Source organism: Parvibaculum sp., from assembly GCF_035325945.1.
In the GTDB taxonomy this organism is placed as follows: domain Bacteria; phylum Pseudomonadota; class Alphaproteobacteria; order Parvibaculales; family Parvibaculaceae; genus Parvibaculum.
The window spans coordinates 1-17,967 of the sequence record NZ_DAOKYX010000015.1 but is presented as its reverse complement, the minus strand read 5'-3'; the positions used below and the strand labels follow the sequence as shown (position 1 = coordinate 17,967).

14 protein-coding genes are annotated in these 17,967 nt (G+C 64.7%); 6 read left to right on the top strand and 8 right to left on the bottom strand.

Annotation, left to right across the window (positions count from 1 at the left end; all coding sequences use genetic code 11):
* Nucleotides 1–353: 353 nt before the first annotated feature.
* The gene (locus PKA57_RS09055; protein WP_324299728.1) at nt 354–833 is read right to left on the bottom strand and encodes a single-stranded DNA-binding protein; all 480 of its coding nucleotides are present in this window, start codon (nt 831–833) and stop codon (nt 354–356) included.
* A 355-nt stretch (nt 834–1,188) separates the two neighbouring features.
* On the opposite strand from PKA57_RS09055, the gene uvrA reads away from it, so the two are divergent.
* From uvrA to trmFO, 5 genes are all read left to right on the top strand, one after another.
* On the top strand, nt 1,189–4,125 hold the full coding sequence (uvrA, locus tag PKA57_RS09050; protein WP_324299726.1) for an excinuclease ABC subunit UvrA: 2,937 nt from the start codon (nt 1,189–1,191) through the stop codon (nt 4,123–4,125).
* Nucleotides 4,126–4,287: 162 nt separating this feature from the next.
* Nucleotides 4,288–6,414 carry an alkaline phosphatase D family protein gene (locus PKA57_RS09045; protein WP_324299724.1) on the top strand — a complete coding sequence of 709 codons (2,127 nt, stop codon included), beginning with the start codon at nt 4,288–4,290 and terminating at the stop codon, nt 6,412–6,414.
* An 89-nt stretch (nt 6,415–6,503) separates the two neighbouring features.
* The gene (locus tag PKA57_RS09040; RefSeq protein ID WP_324299722.1) at nt 6,504–7,931 is read left to right on the top strand and encodes an amidase; all 1,428 of its coding nucleotides are present in this window, start codon (nt 6,504–6,506) and stop codon (nt 7,929–7,931) included.
* A gap of 10 nt (nt 7,932–7,941) precedes the next feature.
* Nucleotides 7,942–9,372 (top strand): amidase family protein, encoded by a 1,431-nt coding sequence (locus tag PKA57_RS09035; protein ID WP_324299720.1) that lies wholly within the window; start codon nt 7,942–7,944, stop codon nt 9,370–9,372.
* 59 nt (nt 9,373–9,431) lie between these two features.
* A complete protein-coding gene (trmFO, locus tag PKA57_RS09030; RefSeq protein ID WP_324299718.1) occupies nt 9,432–10,841 on the top strand; it encodes a methylenetetrahydrofolate--tRNA-(uracil(54)-C(5))-methyltransferase (FADH(2)-oxidizing) TrmFO in 1,410 nt (469 codons plus the stop codon).
* A 10-nt stretch (nt 10,842–10,851) separates the two neighbouring features.
* Here the strand turns inward: trmFO and PKA57_RS09025 are convergent, their stop codons facing one another.
* From PKA57_RS09025 to yajC, 6 genes are all read right to left on the bottom strand, one after another.
* Entirely contained in the window at nt 10,852–11,712 is an 861-nt protein-coding gene (locus PKA57_RS09025; RefSeq protein ID WP_324299716.1) for a squalene/phytoene synthase family protein, read from the bottom strand.
* A 76-nt stretch (nt 11,713–11,788) separates the two neighbouring features.
* Nucleotides 11,789–12,391 (bottom strand): urate hydroxylase PuuD, encoded by a 603-nt coding sequence (locus PKA57_RS09020; protein WP_324299714.1) that lies wholly within the window; start codon nt 12,389–12,391, stop codon nt 11,789–11,791.
* Between the two features lie 142 nt (nt 12,392–12,533).
* Entirely contained in the window at nt 12,534–12,902 is a 369-nt protein-coding gene (locus tag PKA57_RS09015; RefSeq protein ID WP_324299712.1) for an Mth938-like domain-containing protein, read from the bottom strand.
* Between the two features lie 4 nt (nt 12,903–12,906).
* The gene (gene secF, locus PKA57_RS09010; RefSeq protein ID WP_324299710.1) at nt 12,907–13,869 is read right to left on the bottom strand and encodes a protein translocase subunit SecF; all 963 of its coding nucleotides are present in this window, start codon (nt 13,867–13,869) and stop codon (nt 12,907–12,909) included.
* 13 nt (nt 13,870–13,882) lie between these two features.
* Complete coding sequence (gene secD / locus PKA57_RS09005) at nt 13,883–15,493, bottom strand: protein translocase subunit SecD (protein ID WP_324299708.1); 1,611 nt, start codon at nt 15,491–15,493, stop codon at nt 13,883–13,885.
* Between the two features lie 62 nt (nt 15,494–15,555).
* The gene (yajC, locus tag PKA57_RS09000; RefSeq protein WP_324299706.1) at nt 15,556–15,876 is read right to left on the bottom strand and encodes a preprotein translocase subunit YajC; all 321 of its coding nucleotides are present in this window, start codon (nt 15,874–15,876) and stop codon (nt 15,556–15,558) included.
* A gap of 202 nt (nt 15,877–16,078) precedes the next feature.
* On the opposite strand from yajC, the gene PKA57_RS08995 reads away from it, so the two are divergent.
* Complete coding sequence (locus PKA57_RS08995; protein ID WP_324299704.1) at nt 16,079–16,939, top strand: ATP-binding protein; 861 nt, start codon at nt 16,079–16,081, stop codon at nt 16,937–16,939.
* Here PKA57_RS08995 and PKA57_RS08990 read toward each other — a convergent pair.
* Nucleotides 16,936–17,841 (bottom strand): polysaccharide deacetylase, encoded by a 906-nt coding sequence (locus PKA57_RS08990; protein WP_324299702.1) that lies wholly within the window; start codon nt 17,839–17,841, stop codon nt 16,936–16,938. The genes PKA57_RS08995 and PKA57_RS08990 overlap by 4 nt on opposite strands.
* Nucleotides 17,842–17,967 lie beyond the last annotated feature (126 nt).

The following is a 17,967-nucleotide window of genomic DNA, read 5'->3' as shown; positions in this document are numbered from 1 at the left end:
CCGCCGAATCTCCTCATTCAACTGTTGCGCAGACTACCAGTTCCGTCCCGAAACGGCAACATGAAACGCACTATGGGTCGCCCAATAACCCATTGTAAAGAAACGATAATTTGGAGCGGTCGATGTGAGCCTCAGGGACTGTGCGACGTCGCCTCGAAATGGATGGCGGCCGCCCCACCGGACGGTCCGTCACAGCTCCGTGCGCGCGCACTTCCCGCGCCGCATGAGGCCAGCGGCGCCGAGATCGCGACCGCGCACCGGACAGACATCTTTCGCATCCTGACGATCACGCGCGGCGTGGCGGAGGATATGGACAATACCCTCCGCACGGATGCCTGGCCGCTATGCGCGCCTCAGAAGGGGATCTCGTCGTCGAGATCCTGCGAGAAGCTGCCCCTGGAGCCGCCGGAACTCCGGCCGCCGCCAAAATCCTCGTCGCCATAGTCGCCGCCACCGCCGCCCGCCGCGCCGCCGCCACCGCTCCTGCCGTCCAGCATGGTCAGCACGGAATTGAAGCCCTGCAGCACGACTTCCGTCGAATAGCGCTCCTGGCCGGACTGGTCGGTCCATTTGCGGGTCTGAAGCGCGCCCTCGATGTAAACCTTGGCGCCCTTCTTCAGATACTGCTCGGCGACGCGGCAGAGCCCCTCGTTGAAAATGACCACGCGATGCCACTCGGTCTTTTCGCGGCGCTCGCCGGTGTTCTTGTCGCGCCAGCTTTCGGAGGTTGCGACGCGCAGATTGGCGATCGGCCGGCCGTCCTGCGTCCGGCGGATTTCCGGATCGGCGCCCAGATTGCCCACCAGAATGACCTTGTTGACGCTGCCTGCCATGAGTTCGCTCCAAATCTCCGCATCGGCGCCTGCGCGCCCATGCCGCTTTCCAAATCGACTATACCGCGCAACATAGCCCGGCCGGACGGGATTCGCTGTTCGCGTATGCCCATGGCGGCCGAATATCCACAGAAAAGCACCCTGGGGACCGCATCTGCCATCGCGGGCTTTGTTCTATTTTCGTTCTAGACATGGCGCTCGCCAATGTCAAAATACGAATCGCGCATTGGCTCGCCGTCTGCCGTCTCTCCCCGAAAGCCGGGAACCGGCAAAGCAGACTGCTTGTCTGCCGCGCGCGATAACATACATTGCAGGTCGAATGCCTTCCCCTCGCACGTCAACGAGAACACGCTCAATGGCCGAAGCGGCGCGTCCGGTTTCCCCGGCGTCTTCAAAGGTGCTCGCCGTGCGCGGCGCGCGCGAGCACAACCTGAAAAACATCTCGCTCGAACTCCCGCGCGACAAGCTCATCGTCATCACCGGGCTTTCCGGCTCGGGCAAGTCCTCGCTCGCTTTCGACACGATCTATGCCGAGGGGCAGCGGCGCTATGTCGAAAGCCTTTCGGCCTATGCGCGCCAGTTCCTCGAAATGATGCAGAAGCCGGATGTCGACCAGATCGACGGCCTCTCGCCCGCCATTTCGATCGAGCAGAAGACGACCTCGCGCAATCCGCGCTCGACGGTCGGCACCGTCACCGAGATTTACGACTATATGCGCCTTCTCTGGGCGCGCATCGGCGTGCCCTATTCGCCCGCGACCGGGCTCCCGATCGAAAGCCAGACCGTGACGCAAATGGTCGATCGCGTCATGGCCCTGCCGGAAGGCACGCGGCTCTACCTCCTTGCGCCCATCGTGCGCGGCCGCAAGGGCGAGTACCGCAAGGAATTCGCCGAGCTTCAGCGCAAGGGCTTCCAGCGCGTGAAGGTCGATGGCGAGTTCCATGAGATCGACGGCGTGCCGGCGCTCAACAAGAAGCTGAAGCACGATATCGATGTCGTCGTCGACCGCATCGTCGTGCGCGACGATCTCGGCAACCGCCTCGCCGACAGTTTCGAGATCGCGCTCGGACTTGCGGACGGCATCGCCGTGATCGAATTCGCCGATCAGAAGAAGGGCGCGGAGCCGGAGCGCATCATCTTCTCGTCGCGCTTCGCCTGCCCTGTGTCCGGCTTCACCATCGACGAGATCGAGCCCCGGCTCTTTTCGTTCAACAATCCCTTCGGCGCCTGCCCGGCCTGCGACGGGCTCGGCACCCAGCACTACATGGACCCCGATCTCGTCGTCCCGGATCACGGACTTTCGCTCCGCGACGGCGCGGTGGCGCCCTGGGCGAAATCGACCTCGCCCTATTACACGCAGACGCTGGACAGCCTCGCCAAGGCTTACAAATTCTCCGTCACCGTACCCTGGTCGCAACTGCCGAAAAAGGCCCGCGACATCATTCTCTATGGCACGGGCGACGAGCCGGTGACCTTCTCCTATGACGATGGCCTGCGCTCCTACAAGACGACCAAGCCTTTCGAGGGCGTGATCCCCAATCTCGAGCGGCGCTGGCGCGAGACGGATTCCTCCTGGGCGCGCGAGGAGATCGAGCGTTTCCAGGGCATCACGCGCTGCGAGGATTGCGGCGGCTATCGCCTGAAGCCCGAGGCGCTGGCGGTCAAGATCAACAAGCTGCATATCGGCGAGGTCGCGGAGATGTCGATCCGCGAGGCCGATCGCTGGTTCTCGGAACTCACGCCGCATCTGACGCCGAAGCAGAATGAGATCGCCGGTCGCGTGCTCAAGGAAATCCGCGAGCGGCTCCATTTCCTCAACAATGTTGGCCTCGACTATCTGACGCTTGCGCGCAATTCGGGCACGCTGTCGGGCGGCGAGAGCCAGCGCATCCGCCTCGCCTCGCAGATCGGCTCGGGCCTCACCGGCGTTCTCTATGTGCTCGACGAGCCTTCGATCGGCCTTCATCAGCGCGACAATGACCGCCTGCTCGAAACGCTGCGGCGTCTGCGCGATCTCGGCAACACCGTGATCGTGGTCGAGCATGACGAGGACGCGATCCGTACCGCCGATCATGTGGTGGATATCGGTCCCGGCGCCGGCGTTCATGGCGGCGAGGTCGTCGCGGAAGGCACGCCCGATGAGGTGATGGCGAACCCGAAGAGCCTCACCGGCCAGTATCTGACCGGCATGCTCCAGATCGACATTCCAGCCGAGCGCCGCAAGGGCAACGGCAAATGGCTGAAGATCACGGGCGCGCGTGAGAACAATCTGAAGAATGTGACGGCGCAGATTCCGCTCGGCACCTTCACCTGCGTCACCGGCGTTTCCGGCGGCGGCAAGTCGACGCTGCTCATCGAGACGATCTACAAGGCCGTCGCCCGCCGCCTCACCGATACGCGCGAGCACCCCGGCGAATTCGACGAGATTTTCGGCCTCGAACATCTCGACAAGATCATCGACATCGACCAGTCGCCCATCGGCCGCACGCCGCGCTCGAACCCCGCCACCTATACGGGCGCCTTCACTTTCATCCGCGACTGGTTCGCCGAACTGCCGGAGAGTCGCGCGCGCGGCTACAAGCCGGGCCGCTTCTCCTTCAACGTCAAGGGCGGACGCTGCGAAACCTGCCAGGGCGACGGCGTCATCAAGATCGAGATGCACTTCCTCCCCGACGTCTATGTCGAATGCGATGCTTGCCACGGGCACCGCTACAATCGCGAGACGCTGGAAGTGAAGTTCAAGGGCAAGTCCATCGCCGACGTGCTCGACATGACGGTCGATGAGGCGGCGGAATTCTTCAAGGCCGTTCCCGCCGTCCGCGAGAAAATGGAAGTCCTCCAGCGCGTCGGCCTCGGCTACATCAAGGTCGGCCAGCAGGCCACCACGCTTTCGGGCGGCGAGGCGCAGCGCGTGAAACTGTCTAAGGAGTTGTCGCGCCGCTCCACCGGCCGCACGATCTACATTCTCGACGAGCCGACGACGGGTCTTCATTTCCACGATGTGGCAAAGCTGCTCGAGGTGCTGCACGAACTCGTGGCGCAGGGCAATACGGTCGTCGTCATCGAACACAATCTCGAAGTCATCAAGACCGCCGACTGGATCATCGACCTCGGGCCGGAGGGTGGCGATGGCGGCGGCGAGATCGTCGCCGCAGGCACGCCCGAACATGTGGCCGCCGAGCCCCGCAGCTATACGGGCCGCTATCTCGCCGAACTCTTCAAGCGCCGTCCGGGGCGGACGGGCGCGGCCGCGGCGCCGAAGGCTCCGAAGAAGGCGGCTCGGGGGAAGTAACCGCCCGCGCCGCCCGGAGCGCTGTTCCGCACGCGATTGCGGCGAATGCGGATCAATGATCCGGCATCGGGATGCGCCACTGGCTGCGAAGCCGGTTCCTCGTCCCTCCCAAACCCCCTATAAAGGCCGGGCCGATCACTGCGCCGTGCCTGAGGGGGCTCCATGTCCGGGTTTGACCGCCGCGAATTTCTGAAGCTTTTTGCCGCGACGGCTGGCTGCTTCGCCATCAGCGCCTCGCCGCTTCCTTTCGCCTCCTGCCTCAATCGCGCTCATGCAGAGCCCGGCCGCTATCATTTCCCGCAAGGGCTCGCTTCCGGCGATCCGCAGCCCAACGCCGTCATGCTCTGGACGCGCGTCGAGCCGCTTGCGGGCGGAACGGACGGCCCCGCCCCCTCGGCGCGAGACAGCATCGACCTCTTCGTGCAGGTTTCGGAGGATGAGAGCTTCTCGCGGCTCGTGGTCGAGCGTGCGCTTCGCGCAAGCCCCGAGGCCGATCACACGGTGCGTGTTCTCGTCGATGGGCTTCGTCCGGACACGATCTATTTCTACCGCTTCTTTGCCGGAAGCGACAGCTTGCCCTTCATCGGCCGCACGCGCACCGCGCCGCCGCGCGACGCAAAGCGGCCGGTACGCTTCGCCTTCCTCTGCTGCCAGAATTACGAACAGGGCTATTACGGCGCCTATCGCCGCCTCGTGAACGATGACATCGTCGCGCGGCCGGAAGACCGGATCGAGTTCGTTCTGCATCTGGGCGATTTCATCTACGAGCACACGGGCGACGTGCCCGAAGACGAGACGCCCGCTCGTCTCGTCGGCCCGCTGCCCGATGGTTCGACGCCCTGGGAGCCCGACGGCACACATCCCTGGTGGCAGCGTGGCGGGCAGATACCGCTGACGCTCGCCGACTACCGCCACCTTTATAAAACTTACCTGACGGACCCGGACCTTCAGGCCGCCCGCGCGCGCTTTCCCTTCATCCATACCTGGGACGATCACGAATTCACCAACGACGCATGGCAGGCGCACGACACCTATTTCGGCGATGGCGCGCCCGCGCAGACGAGAAAGCTCGCGGCGAACCAGGCCTGGTTCGAATTCGTGCCCGCCCTGCTCTCCGACGCGCCAGGCCTCGGCGGCATCAAGTCCGAGGCGGCGGATTTCAGGCTCGCGCGGGTTTCGGACACGCCGATGGGAGATCCGGACGAAAACTATCTCTTTCAGGGCGCGGACAATCTGAAAGCCATACGAAGCCTGACCATCTATCGGGCCTTTTCGTGGGGCTCCATGCTCGACCTCATCATCACCGATCTTCGGAGCTATCGCAGCCCGCCCGTGATGACGGAAGAAATCAAGGCGCTGACCAAGGGCGCGCCCGTGCCTCCGGTTCGCATCGTGAAGCTGCTCGATCAGGGCCGCACGGCCGCCGATGGCGCGCCGCCCGAAAAACTCGTTTATGGCGACCGCGAGATCGCAAATCCGCGCCGCGACGCGCCGCATGGCACGCATCTGGGCGGCCCGCAAAAAGCGTGGTTCAAGGCCGCGATGAAGGCGTCGAAGGCGCACTGGCGCATCTGGGCGAACAGCGTGCCCGCGCTCGCCATGCGGCTCGATTTCTCGAGCCTGCCCTTTGCGGGCCTCGAGGATGGCTATGTCGGCACAGATGGCTGGCAGGGCTATCCCGGCGAACTCAGTGAACTGATGGATTTCCTGAAGAGAGAAAAGATCGGCAACGTCGTCTCCTGCTCCGGCGACTACCACGCCCATATTGCGGGACGCCTTCCCGTCGATCCCGACGCCGATGCCCGCTCCTACGCCGCCATTGAGTTCGTCACCGCTGGCATCAGCTCCGGCGCGATGTTCGGCGGCGCGGAACGCAGCTCGAGGCAGAGCGCCTTCTTCCGCCGCGCGGTGATCATCGAGGAGAACGGAAAGACGCTCGAGAATTTCAACAACACGGTCGTGAACGGGCTACGCGCCGGGCTCATCGCCAATTACACCAATTCGGTGAAGATCGGCGCCATGTTCCGCAACGAGCGCGCAAGCCCCGGACTTTCCTTTCTCGATTCCAACGCGCATGGCTTCGGCGTCGCGACGCTGACCGCGGAGGAAATGCGGGTGGAACTCGTCAATGTGGGCGAAGTGTCGCGCGATCCGGGCCTTGAGGGCGCGCCTGCTCTCCGCCGCATCCGCTTCCGCGTGCCGGGCTGGCAGGGAGGCGAAGACCCGACCCTTCAGGGACCGGAATTCGAGGGCGAGCCATCCTTCCCCTACAGGCCGGAAAGCGTCTGAGGCCCCCTTTGCGTTTTCCCCGTTTCCCGTCCTAAGCTTTCTGCGATGCGGGCCGCAAGGGGCCCGCAAACCGGCATGGAGGTTTCGGGGTGGGGATTTCGGAATATGCGTCCTTCGACGGATTGGGGCTCGCGGCGCTTGTGAAGTCGGGGGAAGTCTCGCCCGTTGAACTGGCCGAGGAGGCGATCTCCCGCATCGAGAAGCACAATCCGGCGCTCAACGCGGTCGTGACGCCGATGTATGAGCAGGGCCGCGCCGCCGCCAGGACGCCCGCCGATGGCCCGTTCAAGGGGGTGCCCTTCCTTCTGAAGGACATCATGGGCGACTATGAGGGCGTGCCGACGCAATCGGGCTCGCGCTTCACGAGCGGCATTCCCGCGCTGCGCGACAGCACGCTCACCGCGCGCTTCAAGAAGTCAGGCGTCGTTATCCTCGGCAAGACCAACGTGCCCGAATTCGGCCTTCTGCCGACGACGGAGTCCGCTTTTTACGGCCCCGCGCGCAATCCATGGAACACGGATTATTCGACCGGCGGCTCCAGCGGCGGCTCGGCGGCCGCGGTCGCTGCCGGCATCGTGCCGATCGCGCATGCCAATGATGGCGGCGGCTCCATCCGCATTCCGGCTGCCTGTTGCGGGCTCGTCGGCCTCAAGCCCACGCGCGGACGCAACCCGCTCGGCCCCGATCTCGGCGACATGATGGGCGGCCTCATTCATGAGCACATCGTTTCGCGCACGGTGCGTGACACGGCGGCGATGCTCGATTGCACGCATGGACACGAGGTAGGTGATCCCTATTACGCGCCGCCCGTCGAGCGGCCCTTCCTCGATGAGATCGCGCGGAAGCCGGCGCGGCTCCGCATCGCCTTCAGCGTCACCAATCTCGATGGCCGCAAGCTCGATCCGGAATGTGTGAAGGGCGTCGAGGCGACGGCGAAGCTCCTGCGCGATCTCGGCCATGAGGTCGAGGAAGCCGCGCCGCAACTGCCGATGGAGATGCTGTCCGGCGCCTTCATGGGCCTCTGGGCCGCGGGCCTCGCGCTCCAGATCGACGCGCACGCGATGATGACCGGGCGCACGCCCAACGACAACGAGATGGAGGGTCTCACCTGGGGCCTTTATCGCGCCGGCAAGGAGATCACCGCCGTCCAGTACCAGATGGCGATCGCCCAGATACAGATCATGTCGCGGCAGGTCGCCCGCTTCATGGAGCGCTACGACGCCTGGCTCACTCCCACGCTCGGCGCGCCGCCCCTGAAGCTCGGAACCGTCGACATTCACGAGCGCGATCCTCAAAAGGCATTCGCGCCGATCATCGACTATGTGCCCTTCACCGCGCTGGAGAATGCGACCGGCCAGCCAGCCATCTCGCTGCCGCTGCACTGGTCGGCGGATGGGCTGCCGGTCGGCATGATGTTCGCCGGCCGGTTCGGCGAGGAAGCGATCCTGCTCAGGCTCGCGGCACAGTTGGAAGAAGCTCAGCCCTGGAAGGACCGGCACCCGAAAATCTGGAATTGAGGAGCAGGCGATGGGGATAGCGGACTACGCAAGCTATGACGGCCTCGACCTCGCGGGCCTCGTCGCCAAGGGCGAGGTCACGGCAACGGAACTCGTCGACGAAGCGATTTCCCGCATCGAGAAATTCAATCCGGCGCTGAACGCCGTCGTCTACAAGGCCTATGACGAGGCCCGCGCCGCCTCGAAAGGGCCGCTGCCCGACGGTCCCTTCAAGGGTGTGCCCTTCCTCATCAAGGATCTCGGTTCCGAAGTCACCGGCTGGCCGCGCACCAGCGGCAGCCGCTTCGTCGCCGACACCATCGACCATACGGACAGCGAGCTTGTCCGCCGCTTCCGGGCGAGCGGCGTCATCCTTGTCGGCAAGACGAACACCCCGGAATACGGCATCACCGGCACGACCGAGTCCGCGCTTCTCGGCCCCTGCCGCTCGCCCTGGAACACGAACCACATAGCGGGCGGTTCTTCGGGCGGCGCCGCCTCCGCCGTCGCGGCGGGCATCGTTCCGCTCGCCCATGCGAGCGACGGGCTCGGCTCCATCCGCATTCCCGCCGCCTGCTGCGGCCTTGTGGGGCTCAAGGTCACGCGCGACCGCAATCCGAACGGCCCCGGCGATTACGACCGCGCCATCGGCTTCAGCGTCGATCATGTGGTGAGCCGCACCGTGCGCGACAGCGCCGCCATGCTCGATGCGACGGGCTATCCCGAGCCCGCTTCGCCCTATGCGCCGCCGCCCAAGGCGCGGCCCTATATGGACGAAATCACCCGGAGCCCCGGCAGGCTCAGGATCGCCTGGTCGAGTGAAACGCCGAGCGGCCGCGCCATCGACCCGGAAGTTCAGGCAGCCCTCGAAGGCACGGTCGAATTGCTGAAGGGCCTCGGCCATGAGCTTGTGCCGCGCGGGCTCGGCATCGACTACCGCACGCTCTATCGCGCACAAGGCTGCGTCTCGGCCGCCAATTTCGCCGCCGGCATGGGCCGCCGCATTGCCGAGAAGGGCCGCGAGCCCGAACCCCATGAACTCGAGCCGCTCACCTGGGCCGCGCTCAAATCCGGCCGCAGGCTCACAGGCGATCAGGTGATGTGGGGCTGGCAGACGCTGCGCCTCCTGAACCGCGACATCCTCTCGATCTTTGAGGAGTTCGACATCTATCTCTCGCCGGTGATGGGAACGCCGCCGCCCGAGATCGGCTATGTCGATCCGGTGAACCTCGACCCCAAGGAAGTGAACAGGCGGCAGGGCATCGTGTTTCCGTTCACACCTCCTTTCAATTTCACCGGCCAGCCCTCCATGTCGCTGCCGCTCTGGCAGAGCGCGGGCGGGCTTCCCATCGGCATGATGTTCACCGGGCGTTATGCCGATGAGGCAACGCTTTTCCGCCTGGCGGCTCAGCTTGAAAAGGAATGCCCTTGGAAGGACCGGCGGCCAACCCTCTGGGCCTGAGCGGGGCCGCGTCCCGGCGGGGCTGACGCGGACCGGCCGTTCGTGCTATCCCCTCGCCCATGAAGGAAGACCTGAAACCCGCCTCCCTGAAACCCGTCCATGTCATCGGTGCCGGCATGGCCGGCTCCGAAGCCGCCTGGCAGATCGCTCAGGCAGGCGTGCCCGTGGTGCTGCATGAAATGCGCCCCGTGGTGAAAACCGACGCGCATCACACCGACGGCTTTGCCGAACTCGTCTGCTCCAATTCCTTCCGCTCCGACGATGCCGAGCAGAACGCCGTCGGCCTTCTGCATGAAGAAATGCGCCGCGCGGGCTCGCTCGTCATGGCGGCCGCTTCCGTCGCAAAGGTTCCGGCAGGCGGTGCGCTCGCGGTCGATCGCGACATATTTTCGGAACATGTGACGGCGGCGCTCACCGCGCACCCTCTCGTCAGCGTCGAGCGCGGCGAGGTCGCGGGCCTTCCCCCCGCCGATTGGGACAATGTGATCGTCGCCACCGGGCCGCTGACGTCCGCCGCGCTCAGCGAGGCCATCGCCTCTCTCACCGGCGCGGAGGAGCTTGCCTTCTTCGATGCCATCGCGCCCATCATCTACCGCGAGACGATCGACATGTCGGTCTGCTGGTTCCAGTCGCGCTACGACAAGGCGGGCCCCGGCGGCACAGGCAAGGACTACATCAACTGCCCTCTCTCGCGGGAGCAGTACGAGACATTCATCCGCTCACTGATTGAAGGCGAGAAGACCGACTTCAAGGAATGGGAGCGCAACACGCCCTATTTCGAGGGCTGTCTGCCCATCGAGATCATGGCGGAGCGCGGGCCCGAAACGCTGCGCTACGGCCCCATGAAGCCTGTCGGCCTCACCAATCCTCACATGCCGGACGTCCGGCCCTATGCGGTCATCCAGCTTCGCCAGGACAACGCGCTCGGCACGCTCTACAACATGGTCGGCTTCCAGACCAAGCTGAAGCATGGCGAGCAGACGCGCATCTTCCGCACCATACCGGGGCTCGAGCGCGCCGAATTCGCGCGGCTCGGCGGCCTGCACCGCAACACCTTCCTCAACAGTCCGAAGCTGCTCGATCGTCTGATGCGGCTGAAGAAGGAGCCGCGCCTGCGCTTCGCCGGACAAGTGACAGGCGTCGAAGGCTATGTCGAAAGCGCTGCCATGGGCCTTCTCGCGGGCCGCTTCGCGGCGGCGGAACGTATGGGCCGCGAACCCTCGGCGCCGCCGCGCACGACGGCCCTCGGCGCCCTCCTCGCCCATATCACCGGCGATGCCGTGGCCGAGACCTTCCAGCCCATGAACGTGAATTTCGGCCTCTTTCCGCCTGTCGAAATCGGGCTTGATGAGAACGGCAAGCGCCCGCGCGGAAAGGCGAAAGGTCCGGCCCGCAAGCGCGCCTACACGTCGCGCGCACTTCGCGATCTCGCCGGCTGGCTCGCTCCGCAGGCGGAAGCGGCGGAATAAGCCCCGCGCCTCAGAAGCGGCCGAGCAGCTTTCTCGCCGCGAGCCTCGACTGGTGGACCAGCGCCGGAACCTCCGTCGAATGATGGAAGGCGTCGAAATCCGCCGCTTCCATGATCGAAAGATAGCGATCGCAAAGCGCCGCCGGCAGAAGCGCTGGCAGTAGCGCGCGATCGACGAGCGCCGCATGACGGCGTGCCTCGCCGAGATGCGCCCGCGCGCGTCCGGTGATTTCCTTCATGGCGGCTCGCAGGCCCTCCGACATTTCGCCCGCGAATATCCGGTGCGGATCGATCTCATGGGCCCGCATGAGATCGAGCGGAAGGTAGAGCCGCCCCTGCGAGGCATGGAGCGGCAAGGCCCGCATGAGCCCCGTCAAGGCATAGGCGATGCCGGCCGGGCGAATGGCCGCCAGCGCCTTCGCGGCGCGGGGCCCCGCAAGCGCGAAACCCGCAAGCAGCATCAGCGTTGCCGAGGTTGCATCGGCATAGGCTTCGAGAGCGTCCATATCGACAAGGGGCTCGTCCTCGAGATCGCGCTCGCGCGCGTCGATGAGCGCCACGAGCTTATCGCCATGAAGCTCCGCCGCTGTGAATGACTCCCCGAGTGCGATGGCGGCCTCATGCCCCGCCGCCTCACCCCGCCCGATCGCCTCGATTGCCTCGCGCCACCATTGCAGCCTGATCTGCCCGAGCATCGGCTCGCTCACCGCCTCGCGTACGCGCGCGATCTCGGCATTGAAGGCATAGAGCGCGATGAGCCGCGCGCGCTTCGCCGCGGGCGCGAAGATCAGCGTCAGAAAGCGGTCGTGGTCGAGCCGGCGCACATTCTCCAGGCACGCATGAAGACTCTCGCTCGCAGAGATCGCGTTCATCGCAACCGCCTCAAATGAAAACGGGGCCGCGTGCGGCGGCCCCGTCCCCAAAACCGCGCCCGGCGCGGTCAATGTCTTAGTAGATGTTCTGCGCCGAAACCATGGCGAAAAGCATCGGAACAGAGAGCATCGTGTTCACGCGCGAGAACAGCATGGCCGTGCGGCCCGCCTTGGGCTTTGCATCGGCCGGGGCATCGACGATGCCAAGCGCGATCTTCTGGTTCGGCCAGATGACGAACCACACGTTGAACCACATGATCGTGCCGAGCCACATGCCGATGCCGATGGCGATGTTCTTGTGAACGGAGAAGCCCTCGGCCGCGCCCAGCGTGTAGGCGTCGAGCAGGTAGCCGTTTTGCCAGGCGAGAATGATGCCGAAGACGATCGTCGACATGGCGCCCCAGCGGAACCAGAAAAGCGCTGCCGGCGCAATGACTTTGCTCACCGCAGGCTTCTGGTCGTCCGGAATGCTCGGCATGTTCGGTATCTGGACGAAGTTGAAATACCAGAGCAGACCGATCCACATGACACCGCTGATCACATGGAGCCAGCGCACCAGGAAGGCGCAGAAATTGTAGTCGAGCGTACCGCCCCAGTTCAGGAACATGAGGATCAGCACGAGCGAGAGCACGAAGCCCGCGATCACCGTATTTCGCAGAGACGTCAGAATGGCCGCCATGGGTAATACCTCCAAGATTTCCCCGTATGCCCATCGCCGCGACCGCCACCCATCGAGCACCGGTAGCGACAATGAGTCGCGGCCCCTGCGCAAAGCTAGGAGTTTCGGCGGGAAATGCCAAGCATTCCTGTGAATTCGTCCGTCAGGCCACGGCAATCAGCACGGCAGCGACCCGGCGGTCCTCCGCTCGCAGAACGTTATAGGTCCGGCAGGCGGCGCCCGTATCCATCAGATCCGGGGTGATTCGCAACGAGCGGAGGAAATCGGCGGATGCCGGAGGAAGGCGTCCGAAGCTCGGGCCGCAGCCGATCAGGAGGAAATCTATTTCCCCAGCGCATTCCGTGACCGACTGAAGCGACCCGGGCGTGACCTCGCCAATCTCCGCCGCCGGCAAGGGATAGAGGCCGTGCGGCGTGACGATGATCGAGCCTTCGAAGCGTTGCTCGCCGAGGCGGAAACCGAAATCGCCGTAAGCGTCGATCAGCGGCTGCCCTCCGAAGCGCGGACGCACCGCCTCAGGCCTTGTTCTGGGCGCTCGATTCGCTCTTGCTGCGCCCGAGCCCGCCCGTCCCCCAGTCGCGCTTGATGCCGATCCAGATCAGCACCGGCGCCGCGACATAGATCGAGGAATAGGTGCCGACCACGATGCCGAAGATCATGGCGAAGGTGAAACTGCGAATGACCTCGCCGCCGAAGATGAAGAGGGCGACCAGCGCGAGCAGCGTCGTCACCGAGGTCATGATCGTGCGCGAGAGCGTCTCGTTGATCGAGAGGTCGATCAGATCGCCGAGATCCATCTTCTTGTACTTGCGCAGATTCTCGCGGATTCGGTCGAAGACGACGACCGTGTCGTTCATCGAATAGCCGACGATGGTGAGAAGCGCGGCGATGGTGGTCAGGTTGAACTCGAGCTGGAAGAACGAGAAGACGGCGACCGTCGCCAGCACGTCGTGGAAAATCGACAGCACCGCGCCGAGGCCGAACTGCCACTCATAGCGGAACCAGATATAGGCGAACATCATCGCGATGGAGACGAGGACCGCGAGCACAGCCGAATGGATAAGCTCGCCCGAGACCTGCGGTCCGACGCTTTCGACGCGCCGGTATTCGACCGACGAGCCCAACGCTCCCTTGATCTTCCGCACCACCGTCTGCCCCGCCTCGTCGGTGGAGATGGTGGAATCATGCGCCGCGCCGACGCGGATCAGCACGTTGTTGTCCTGGCCGAAGCGCTGAAGCTGCACATCGCCGAGCCCGAGACCGCCGAGCTTCGACCTGAGACCCGCAATGTCCGCCGGTCCATGGGTCTCGATCTCGATGACCGTGCCGCCCTCGAAATCGATGCCGAAATTGAGCCCGTGCGTGAAGAGCAGCACGAAGGCGAGCACCATGATGACCGCCGACATGCCGATCGCAAGGTGGCGATATTTGATGAAGGGCAGCGACGTATTGTCGGGAACGAGCTTCAGTCGTTTCATGGATCTCATCCCCTCACAGCACAAGCGTCTTCGGGCGGCGGCGGCGCACCCATGTCGAAACGATCAGGCGGTTGACCGTGAAGCCGGTGAAGACCGAGGTCACGACGCCGATGGCGAGTGTCACGGCGAAGCCGCGAACGGGGCCCGACCCGAGCTCGAACAGCACGGCGGCCGCAATGAAATGCGTGATATTCGCATCGAGAATGGTGGCGAGCGCACGGTGATAGCCCGCCTCGATAGAGGCGATCACCGATTTGCCCGACCGCAATTCTTCGCGGATACGCTCATAGACGAGCACGTTGGCGTCGACCGCGGTGCCGATGGTCAGCACGATGCCCGCGATGCCCGGCAGCGTGAGCGTCGCCTGCAGCAAGGACAGCGCGCCCATAATCAGCGCGATGTTCACGATGAGAGCGATATTGGCGAAGACGCCGAAGAGACCATATGACGCGACCATGTAGATGATGACCGCGACCGAGCCGATGATGGAGGCGATGGCGCCCGCGCGCACCGAGTCGGCGCCGAGGCCCGGTCCGACAGTCCGCTCTTCGAGCACGTTGAGAGGCGCGGGCAGCGCACCGGCGCGCAGCAGGATCGCAAGGTCGTTGGCCTGCTGCACGGTGAAATTGCCGCTGATCTGCCCCGAACCGCCGAGAATGGGCTCGCGGATGACCGGCGCGCTGATGACCTTGTTGTCGAGCACGATGGCGAAGGGCTTGCCGACATTCTCGCGCGTGACTTCGCCGAAGAGCCGCGCGCCGGTCGAATCGAAGCGGAAGCTGACGATGGGCTCGTTCGTGCGCTGATCGAAGCCCGGCTGCGCGTCGATGAGGCTGTCGCCGCCCACCATGACGCGCCGCTGCACGAGCAGCGGCATCGACGGATTTTCCGTCATGTAGAGGACTTCCGAACCGGCCGGAATATTATGCGTCGCAAGCGCCTGCTGCGCCGTGGTCGAAACATCGACGAGGCGGAAATTGAGCTTCGCGGTCTGGCCGAGCAGCGCCTTCAGACGCTGCGGGTCGTCGAGACCCGGCACCTGAACAAGAATACGGTCGGAGCCCTGCTGCTGGATCACGGGTTCGGTCGTGCCAAGCTCGTCGATACGGCGCCGCACGATCTCCATCGACTGCTGAACCGCCGATTGAGCGCGCGCCATCTTGGCCGAGTCCGTGACCGAAACGGAGATGAGGTTGCCCGACGTGTTGACCGCGAGGTCCCGCTCGGGCAGGCCGCCGGAGAGGAGATTGGACGTTACCACCGATGAAAGATCGCGGACGGCCTTGGCCGCCTTGGTCATGTCCTCCGGCCGGGTGATGCGGACGGTGACATTGTCGCCGCTGATGCCGAGGCCCGTATAGAGCACATCGGCGCTGCGCAGCGCCCGGCGAACGTCGTTGATGAGCTGCTGCAGCCGGTCGCGATTGACCGTCGCCGTATCCACCTGAAGAAGCAGATAGGAACCGCCGCGCAGATCGAGACCGAGATTGATCTGCTTGTGCGGGACGATGGCCGGCAGGCCTTCCAGCGTCGACTTGGGCAGGAAGTTCGGCGCGGTATAGAGGAAGCCCGCAAGCGTCACCAGCAGGATGAGCGTGATCTTCCAGCGTTCGAAATGCAGCATGTCGACTCGTCCCCCGCTGCCCCGGTCTCAGATCCGCCCGGCGGCAGCCATACGCTTGTGGTTCACGAAGGCGTATTTGCGTTGGCGGGCACCGGCTCGGACTTGGAGCGGACCTCGGCCAGCGTGCTCTTCACGACGCGGATTTTGACGCCTTCGGCGATTTCGACCTGAACCTCGGTGTCGTCCACCTTCGAAACCTTGCCGATGATGCCGCCCGAGGTAACAACCATGTCGCCCCGGCGGACATTCGCCACCATGTTCTGGTGTTCCTTGACCCGCCGCTGCTGGGGCCGGAGAACGAGGAAATACATGATTGCGAAGAGAGCGATGAAGGGAAACAGCGAGATCAGAAAATCGCTGCTGCCGCCGGTCTGGCCTAACATTAAACGTCTCCAATGGCAGTATGGGCACCGGGCCCGCCTGCGGACCTGAGCGTGAATGCGCGCGAATATACCGGCAGGGTAAGCATTTGCAAACCGGCCTGAACGGCCTTTTTCGCGCTTAACCTTTGTCCCCGCGAGCATTTTCTGTGATGGTTCGCCCCGTGCCGGGGTCCGCCCCTCGCCTGCCTGGAGACATCGCCCCATGCCACAGAACGGAACCGATTCAGAGCTTTTGCGCCGGATTGCCGAGGCCCTTGAGCGCCTCTCGCCCGCCCCTGCCCGCACCGCGCGGCTCGACGAGGCGGATGCCTTTAGCTGGAATGCGGAAAAGGCGGTTCTGGAGCCGGTTGCCGAAGTGGCGCGGGTAGATCTCTCGCTCATCAAGGGCGTGGACCACGTCCGCGACCTCCTTCTCGACAATACGCGCCGCTTCGCTCATGGCCTCCCCGCCAATAACGCGCTGCTCTGGGGCGCGCGCGGCATGGGCAAAAGCTCGCTCGTCAAGGCGGCACACGCGGTCATAAACGCGGAGAAACCGGGGAGCCTCGCCCTGATCGAGATTCACAGGGAAGACATCGAGAGCCTGCCGCGCCTCATGGCGCTCCTGCGCGCCCAGCCCCGGCGCGCGCTCATATTCTGCGACGATCTCTCATTCGATCACGACGATACGAGCTACAAGTCGCTCAAGGCGGTGCTCGAGGGCGGCATCGAGGGGCGCCCCCGCAACGTCCTGTTCTACGCGACGTCGAACCGCCGCCACCTCATGCCGCGCGACATGATGGAGAATGAGCGCTCCACGGCGATCAACCCTTCCGAGGCCGTGGAGGAGAAGGTTTCGCTTTCCGACCGTTTCGGCCTCTGGCTCGGCTTCCATAATTGCAGCCAGGCCGAGTTCCTCGCCATGGTCGAGGGCTATGCGGACTATTACGGCCTGAAGGTCGATCGGGAAACGCTTCACGCCGAGGCGATCGAGTGGTCCGCCACACGCGGCAGCCGCTCGGGCCGCGTCGCCTGGCAATTCATTCAGGATCTCGCCGGACGCCTCGGCCAAGGGCTCGACTAGCCGGCCAGTGCCTCGTTGAGCGGCAGCCAGCGCTGCGTCGCGTCGGCGAGATAGTGCCGCGCCTCATGGATGCCAAACGGCTCGTTGCCGTTCCCATGCACGAGCACGATGCTCCCCGGCCTCGGTTTCTGCAGCTTGGCGAGCCATGCATCCGCGCCGAGCGGCACGAGGCCGAGACGGCGAAGCGCGGCCATGAGCCGCTCATTCGACACGAGGCCCGGAAAGCGGAAAAAGACGGAGGGCGTCAGCCCCCGCGCGATGAGAAGCCGCTCGGTCCTCAGCACTTCCTGTTCGAAATCCGTATGCGGCAGAAGCAGGAAATTTTCGCGGTCCGGCACGCCCCGCAGATAGCGATGCGCATAGGAGTGGTTGACCCATGTGATGTCGAGCTGACCCAGCCGCTGCCGCTCGATGAGCGAGGCGAATTCTGCCGCGTGATCGAGCGCCCAATATCCGCTGATCGAAATGGCGACCGGCATCGCCCGACCGTCGTGCGCGGCCCGCGCCGCCAGCGCTGCGAAGAATCCCGCCTCGAAGGGCTTCGACGAGGGGCACATATCGACGGTGAGAAAGAAGCCCTCGGCCGCGCCTCTTGCATGGGTGAGCCCCGCATTCTCGACCGGATGGGGCGGCCCTGTCAGCGCATCGAGCAAGGCCGCGTAGGATGCGGCCGCGTCCGGCCCCAGCTCCCACGAGATCCATTCTTCCGGTCTGATCCTCGTTCTGAAATCCGGCACTTCGACCGTCAGCACATGCGGTTTGCCCGCAAGCCGGAAGCGCCTGATGGCGACGAGCGGGCGGCCATCCTCCGTACGGGCCGGCGCGAAGGCCGGACGATAATCCTCAAGTCCCGCTTCGGCCGCAACAGCGGGCAGCGCGGCGGCGAGCGGCAACGCCGCCATCCACTTCAAAAGCCGCCGCCTTTCAGGCTGCCTCGGCGAACCGCAATCAGCGCACATGGCCCTGATCTTAACCGCTGATGACGCTTCGCGGATCGACGGCCTTCGCTCCCTTTCTGATTTCAAAAT

What these genes read in the sequence shown, in the direction of transcription:
- PKA57_RS09055 (WP_324299728.1), bottom strand. Translation starts at nt 833, where the DNA reads ATGGCAGGCAGCGTCAACAAGGTCATTCTGGTGGGCAATCTGGGCGCC.
- uvrA (WP_324299726.1), top strand. Translation starts at nt 1,189, where the DNA reads ATGGCCGAAGCGGCGCGTCCGGTTTCCCCGGCGTCTTCAAAGGTGCTC.
- PKA57_RS09045 (WP_324299724.1), top strand. Translation starts at nt 4,288, where the DNA reads ATGTCCGGGTTTGACCGCCGCGAATTTCTGAAGCTTTTTGCCGCGACG.
- PKA57_RS09035 (WP_324299720.1), top strand. Translation starts at nt 7,942, where the DNA reads ATGGGGATAGCGGACTACGCAAGCTATGACGGCCTCGACCTCGCGGGC.
- trmFO (WP_324299718.1), top strand. Translation starts at nt 9,432, where the DNA reads ATGAAGGAAGACCTGAAACCCGCCTCCCTGAAACCCGTCCATGTCATC.
- PKA57_RS09025 (WP_324299716.1), bottom strand. Translation starts at nt 11,712, where the DNA reads ATGAACGCGATCTCTGCGAGCGAGAGTCTTCATGCGTGCCTGGAGAAT.
- PKA57_RS09020 (WP_324299714.1), bottom strand. Translation starts at nt 12,391, where the DNA reads ATGGCGGCCATTCTGACGTCTCTGCGAAATACGGTGATCGCGGGCTTC.
- secF (WP_324299710.1), bottom strand. Translation starts at nt 13,869, where the DNA reads ATGAAACGACTGAAGCTCGTTCCCGACAATACGTCGCTGCCCTTCATC.
- secD (WP_324299708.1), bottom strand. Translation starts at nt 15,493, where the DNA reads ATGCTGCATTTCGAACGCTGGAAGATCACGCTCATCCTGCTGGTGACG.
- yajC (WP_324299706.1), bottom strand. Translation starts at nt 15,876, where the DNA reads ATGTTAGGCCAGACCGGCGGCAGCAGCGATTTTCTGATCTCGCTGTTT.
- PKA57_RS08995 (WP_324299704.1), top strand. Translation starts at nt 16,079, where the DNA reads ATGCCACAGAACGGAACCGATTCAGAGCTTTTGCGCCGGATTGCCGAG.
- PKA57_RS08990 (WP_324299702.1), bottom strand. Translation starts at nt 17,841, where the DNA reads ATGGCGGCGTTGCCGCTCGCCGCCGCGCTGCCCGCTGTTGCGGCCGAA.